The organism is Eubacterium sp. BIOML-A2, from assembly GCF_009680135.1.
Taxonomy (GTDB): domain Bacteria; phylum Bacillota; class Clostridia; order Lachnospirales; family Lachnospiraceae; genus Faecalicatena; species Faecalicatena contortus_B.
In genome coordinates this window covers 1-5,581 of sequence record NZ_WKZK01000119.1, presented here as the reverse complement: position 1 = coordinate 5,581, position 5,581 = coordinate 1, and the positions used below count along the sequence as shown (strand labels likewise).

The 5,581-nt window shown below is 57.2% G+C and carries 5 protein-coding genes and 3 pseudogenes; all 8 read left to right on the top strand.

The window, feature by feature from the left end; genetic code table 11:
* Window positions 1-27: 27 nt before the first annotated feature.
* Window positions 28-249: an ATP synthase F0 subunit C gene (atpE, locus tag GKG43_RS22730; RefSeq protein ID WP_025657872.1), complete on the top strand. Its 222-nt coding sequence runs from the start codon at window positions 28-30 to the stop codon at window positions 247-249.
* 22 nt (window positions 250-271) lie between these two features.
* Window positions 272-790: a F0F1 ATP synthase subunit B gene (atpF, locus tag GKG43_RS22725; RefSeq protein ID WP_025657871.1), complete on the top strand. Its 519-nt coding sequence runs from the start codon at window positions 272-274 to the stop codon at window positions 788-790.
* Window positions 778-1,317: an ATP synthase F1 subunit delta gene (atpH, locus tag GKG43_RS22720; RefSeq protein WP_025657870.1), complete on the top strand. Its 540-nt coding sequence runs from the start codon at window positions 778-780 to the stop codon at window positions 1,315-1,317. Before atpF ends, atpH begins: the two co-directional genes overlap by 13 nt.
* On the top strand, window positions 1,317-2,828 hold the full coding sequence (atpA, locus tag GKG43_RS22715; protein WP_117440584.1) for a F0F1 ATP synthase subunit alpha: 1,512 nt from the start codon (window positions 1,317-1,319) through the stop codon (window positions 2,826-2,828). Before atpH ends, atpA begins: the two co-directional genes overlap by 1 nt.
* Window positions 2,821-3,696 (top strand): ATP synthase F1 subunit gamma, encoded by an 876-nt coding sequence (gene atpG / locus GKG43_RS22710; protein WP_129880163.1) that lies wholly within the window; start codon window positions 2,821-2,823, stop codon window positions 3,694-3,696. Before atpA ends, atpG begins: the two co-directional genes overlap by 8 nt.
* A pseudogene (locus GKG43_RS23630) lies at window positions 3,680-3,895 on the top strand (F0F1 ATP synthase subunit beta); the annotation flags it as partial. The gene atpG and the pseudogene GKG43_RS23630, both read left to right, overlap by 17 nt.
* Window positions 3,896-4,154: 259 nt before the next feature.
* Window positions 4,155-5,387 (top strand): annotated as a pseudogene (gene atpD, locus GKG43_RS22700) (F0F1 ATP synthase subunit beta); the annotation flags it as partial.
* Window positions 5,388-5,432: 45 nt separating this feature from the next.
* Window positions 5,433-5,581: pseudogene (locus GKG43_RS23625) on the top strand (F0F1 ATP synthase subunit delta); the annotation flags it as partial.

The window sequence follows — 5,581 nt, the reverse complement described above, 5'->3', positions numbered from 1 at the left end:
AGGAATTGATTACAGGAGGAAATAGATATGGGAATGGTTGCACTGGGAATCGGGATGTGTATGGGATTAGCAGCACTGGGCATCGGCCTGGGGCAGGGGCTGGCACTGAGCAAGGGGCTGGAAGGCATGTCAAGGCAGCCGGAAGTAGCAGGCAAGATCCAGACAGGTATGATTGTAGGTATGGCAATTATGGAGACCATCGGTGTCCTGACCTTCGTTATCGCCATTATGCTGTCGGGAAAGGTATAAGAGAGAAGGGAGGCAGCCGGATTTGAAAGTACAATTATATCAGGATCTGCTTACAATCAACTGGAACCTGCTTTTTTCGCTGATCACCGTGGTTGTGTTAGTGTTAATCTTGAAAAAGTTCTTTTTTGAGAAAGTACACCAGTTTATGGAGGCAAGGCAGCAGCAGGTGGTGAACACGCTGCAGGAAGCCCAGACGACGCGCGAAGAGGCACAGCAGAAACTGGAAGAGTATGAGGCGCAGATGGCGTTTGCAGAGTCCGAGAAACGGGAGATCATAAAGAAGGCAATGCAGGAGGCCCAGGCCCAGGCAGGGGCGGTGCTTGAGACCGCAAGCAAAGAAGCGGGGCAGGTGCGGGAGCAGACGCGCCGTGAAATCGAGCGGGACAAGATGATTGCGAAGAAAGAGCTACAAAGAGAGATTGGAGACATGGCTGTCCTTGCAGCAGGGAAAATCATAGGAGAAGAACTGAACCCGAAAAGACAGGCAGAAGTAGTAGAAAAGATTATAGAAGAAGCTGAGGATTCATCATGGAAAGAATAACAGAACAGACTGAGGTAAAGAAACTGTGCGGGCAAATAGATACAGTGACTGAAGAACTGGCTGTGCTGAAAAGACTCCTTATGGAGGAAGAGAACTTTTTCCAGATGCTGACGCTGGGTGAAATCGGGAAGGAAACAAGGCTTGAGTGGATGCGGGACATATTTGGGAGCCATATCAGCGATGAGACGCTGGCGTTCTTCTGCATCCTGTTAGACCGCCAGGGCCTGTACCATTTCAGCCAGGTGCTGGCCGAAGGGCTGGAGCTTCTGGGAGAAGAAAGACAGGGGATCCGTGGGACGGTATATTCGGTGGTGCCGCTGGAGAAGGAAATGGTGAAGCGCCTGGAAGAGCAGACGGCGGAACTGATCGGCAAGCCGGTGACCCTGGTAAACATGATCGATGAAGGCCTCATCGGCGGGGTATTGATCTCCGCAGACGGGAAACTCATTGATGCTTCCCTGAAGAAGAGAATGGAAGATTTAAGCTTGAGGCTTCGAAGCAGGCCGGAAGGGGGGAGTTCTCTATGATGTGGAATACAGAGGAGATCAGCAGCCAGATCAAAAAGCAGATAGAAACCTATACAAGCCAGATGGAGATCACGGATTTTGGCACCGTGCAGGAAGTGGGGGACGGGGTAGCCCGTGTGACAGGCCTGCGCCACTGTGTGGCGGGGGAACTGCTGGAGTTTTCCGGCGGGATCTACGGGATGGCCATGAACCTGGAGGAAAAGAATGTAGGGGCGGTTATCATCGGAGCAGACCGGGGCATCAAGGAGGGGGACATTGTCCGCCCGACAGGCCGGGTAGCGGAAGTGCCTGTGGGGGAAGAGCTCCTTGGCCGTGTCGTGAACCCGCTGGGTGAGCCCATTGACGGGAAGGGCCCGGTAGAGACGGATAAGACGCGGCCCATCGAGAGCCCGGCGCCGGGGGTGCTGCAGAGGAAGTCCGTGCACCAGCCGCTGCAGACGGGCATCAAGGCGATTGACGCCATGATCCCCATCGGAAAGGGGCAGCGGGAACTGATCATCGGGGACCGCCAGACGGGAAAGACGGCCATCGCCATTGATACCATCATTAATCAGAAGGGCAAGGACGTGATCTGCATCTATGTGGCCATCGGCCAGAGAAAGTCGACCATCGCGCAGCTGGTGAAGACGCTGGAAGACCGGGATGCGATGCGCTATACCATCATCGTGTCGGCGACGGCCAGCGACGTGGCGCCGCTGCAGTACATAGCGCCCTATGCAGGGTGTGCGATGGGGGAGGAATTCATGTATGAAGGGAAAGATGTCCTGATCGTATATGACGACCTGTCCAAACACGCGGTGGCATACCGTGCCATGTCCCTGCTGCTGAGGCGCCCGCCAGGACGAGAGGCGTACCCGGGGGATGTCTTTTACCTGCACAGCCGTCTGCTGGAGCGCTCCGCGAAGCTCTCCGATGAGCTGGGCGGGGGTTCCATTACGGCGCTGCCGATCATCGAGACCCAGGCAGGGGACGTGTCGGCGTATATCCCGACCAACGTCATCTCCATCACGGACGGCCAGATCTTCCTGGAGTCGGAACTGTTCTTCTCGGGCCAGAGACCCGCGGTAAACGCCGGGATCTCGGTGTCACGGGTAGGGGGCAGCGCCCAGATCAAGGCCATGAAGAAGGTGGCGGGAACGATCAAGCTGATGCTGGCGCAGTACCGGGAGCTGAAAGGGTTCTCGCAGTTTGGGTCAGACATTGACAAGGATACCAAAGAGCGGCTGGAGAACGGCATGCTCCTGATGGAGATCCTGAAGCAGGGGCAGTACCAGCCGGTTGCGGTGGAACACCAGGTCATGATCATTTATGCGGCAGTAAAAGGACATCTGGCGGGCATCGCGCCGAGCCAGGTGAAACGGTTTGAAAAGGAACTGTACCAGTACATGGATACGAATTACCCCCATGTGGGGAAAGCCATTGCGGATACGGGGAAACTGGAAGCGGAGACAGAGGAACAGCTTTTGAAGGGCATAGAAGAATGCAGGAAGGCGGGTAGATTCGATGGCTGACCAGATGCAGGCGATTAAGCGCAGGATGAAAAGCGTCAGCAGCACGGAGAGGATCACCAATGCCATGAAACTGGTTTCCGCAGCAAAACTGAAGCAGGCGACGAACCGGTTCGATTATATCCGGAAACACCTGGAGGCGGAAAAGCGGCTTTACGGCCAGGTCCTCCGAACAGAGGGGGGCGTGCCGGAAGTGTACCTGGAACCAAGGGAAGGGGAAACGCTGTACATCCTGCTCACCAGCAGCAAAGGGCTGTGCGGGAGCTACAATACCTCCATCACGAAGGCGGCGGGGCAGATTGCAGAGGAAGAAAAAGCCAGCTGCTGTTTCGCGGCTCTGGGGACAAAGGGAAAAGAGTTCTGCCTCCGGGAAGGCCTGGAGATGCTGGAGACGGAGCGGGAGCAGATGGACGAGATGGGGTATGAGGAAGCATACCGGCTCGCGGGGGAAGTACTGGAGCTGTACCGGGAAGGCCGGTTTACAAGCATCCGGGTGCTGTATGCCTCCTACCTGAACTCGATTTCCCATGAGGTGAAGGCAGCCCCGGTGTTCCCGCTGGAGGCCGGGGGGCAGGCCGGGGACTGTGACCTGACCCTGATGGAATACGAACCGGCCGGGCGGGAGCTGTTTGACAGCCTGGCCCAGGAGTACCTGGCTTTGTACCTGTACAGTGCAATCGCGGAGGCGACCCTGTGCGAGCATTCGGCGCGCAGGATTGCGATGAAGAATGCCAGCGACAGTGCCAACGAGATGCTGACAGAATTATCTATTTACTATAACAGAGCGAGACAGGCGGCGATTACCAGTGAGATCATTGAGATCATCGCCGGCTCGGAGGCTCAGAAATTAAGAGGTGAGGCAATTGAATAAAGGGATCATTCAACAGATTATCGGACCGGTTATTGATATTAAGTTTGATGAGGAACAGATGCCGAATCTTCTTAATGCAATACATATCGAGCAAAACGGAAAGACCATTGTAGCAGAGGTGGAACAGCACATTGGTGCGGATCAGGCCCGGTGTATTGCCCTTTCATCCACGGATGGGATGTACCGGGGGATGGAAGCGACCGACACGGGGGAGCCGATCAAGGTCCCGGTCGGGAAAGAAGTATTAGGGCGCCTGTTCAATGTGCTGGGCGAGACGATTGACGAGAAGGGCCCCGTGGAGGCGGAGCGTTACGATGCGATCCACCGTCCGGCGCCGGACTATAAGGACCAGGACACGTCTTCGGTCATCTTTGAGACGGGGATCAAGGTCATTGACCTGCTGGCCCCCTACACAAAGGGCGGGAAGGTCGGCCTGTTCGGGGGCGCGGGGGTAGNGTATTGCCCTTTCATCCACGGATGGGATGTACCGGGGGATGGAAGCGACCGACACGGGGGAGCCGATCAAGGTCCCGGTCGGGAAAGAAGTATTAGGGCGCCTGTTCAATGTGCTGGGCGAGACGATTGACGGGAAGGGCGCCGTAGAGGCGGAGCGTTACGATGCGATCCACCGCCCGGCGCCGGACTATAAGGACCAGGACACGTCTTCTGTGATCTTTGAGACCGGGATCAAGGTCATTGACCTGCTGGCCCCTTACACAAAAGGGGGGAAGGTCGGCCTGTTCGGGGGAGCGGGGGTAGGGAAGACCGTGCTGATCCAGGAGCTGATCAACAACATCGCCAAGGAACACGGCGGGATCTCTGTGTTTGCAGGGGTAGGCGAGCGTACCAGGGAAGGGAACGACCTGTATTATGAGATGCAGGAATCCGGGGTTATCGATAAGACGGCCATGGTATTCGGGCAGATGAATGAGCCGCCGGGAGCCAGGATGCGCGTGGCGCTGACGGGGCTGACCATGGCGGAGCATTTCCGGGACAGGGAGCACCAGGACGTGCTGCTGTTCATTGACAACATTTTCCGTTTCACCCAGGCGGGGTCGGAAGTATCGGCGCTTTTGGGGCGCGTGCCCTCTGCGGTAGGCTACCAGCCCACCCTGGCAACGGAGATGGGGGCGCTGCAGGAGCGGATCACGTCCACGAGGGACGGTTCCATCACCTCGGTGCAGGCCGTATACGTGCCGGCGGATGACCTGACAGACCCGGCGCCTGCGACGACCTTTGCGCATCTGGATGCGACCACGGTGCTCAGCCGTGCGATCACGGAGCTGGGGATTTACCCGGCGGTAGACCCGCTGGAGTCCACGTCCCGGATCATGGACCCGTTAATCCTGGGGGAGGAGCATTACCAGACCGCCCGTGGAGTGCAGGAGGTGCTGCAGAAATATAAGGACCTGCAGGACATCATCGCGATCCTGGGGATGGAGGAGCTGTCGGAGGAGGATAAGCTGACGGTAGCCCGTGCAAGGAAGCTGCAGCGGTTCCTGTCCCAGCCGTTCTATGTGGCGGAGCAGTTTACGGGGATGGCCGGGAAGTACGTGCCGCTGAAAGAAACCATCCGGGGCTTTCAGGAGATCCTGGAAGGCAAGCACGATGAGATCCCGGAATCCATGTTCCTGTTTGCAGGTGGGATTGACGACGTGACGGAGAAGTACGCCCAGGGGCAGACCGCATAAGGGAGGCCCGGAAGCGGACCGTGTGCAGAAGGAGGCTAAGGGCGGATGGCAGCAAAAAGTTTTTTATTAAAGATTGTAACTCCGCAGCAGTTATTCTATTCCGGGGAAGTGGAGATGGTCGTGGTAGAGCAAGGCTCGGGACAGGAGGGCTACATGGCAGGGCACAGCCCGGCCCTGAAGCGCCTGGAAAAGGG

Excerpts from the sequence above, each read along its gene's own strand:
- atpE (WP_025657872.1), top strand. The coding sequence starts at position 28 with ATGGGAATGGTTGCACTGGGAATCGGGATGTGTATGGGATTAGCAGCA.
- atpH (WP_025657870.1), top strand. The coding sequence starts at position 778 with ATGGAAAGAATAACAGAACAGACTGAGGTAAAGAAACTGTGCGGGCAA.
- atpA (WP_117440584.1), top strand. The coding sequence starts at position 1,317 with ATGTGGAATACAGAGGAGATCAGCAGCCAGATCAAAAAGCAGATAGAA.
- atpG (WP_129880163.1), top strand. The coding sequence starts at position 2,821 with ATGGCTGACCAGATGCAGGCGATTAAGCGCAGGATGAAAAGCGTCAGC.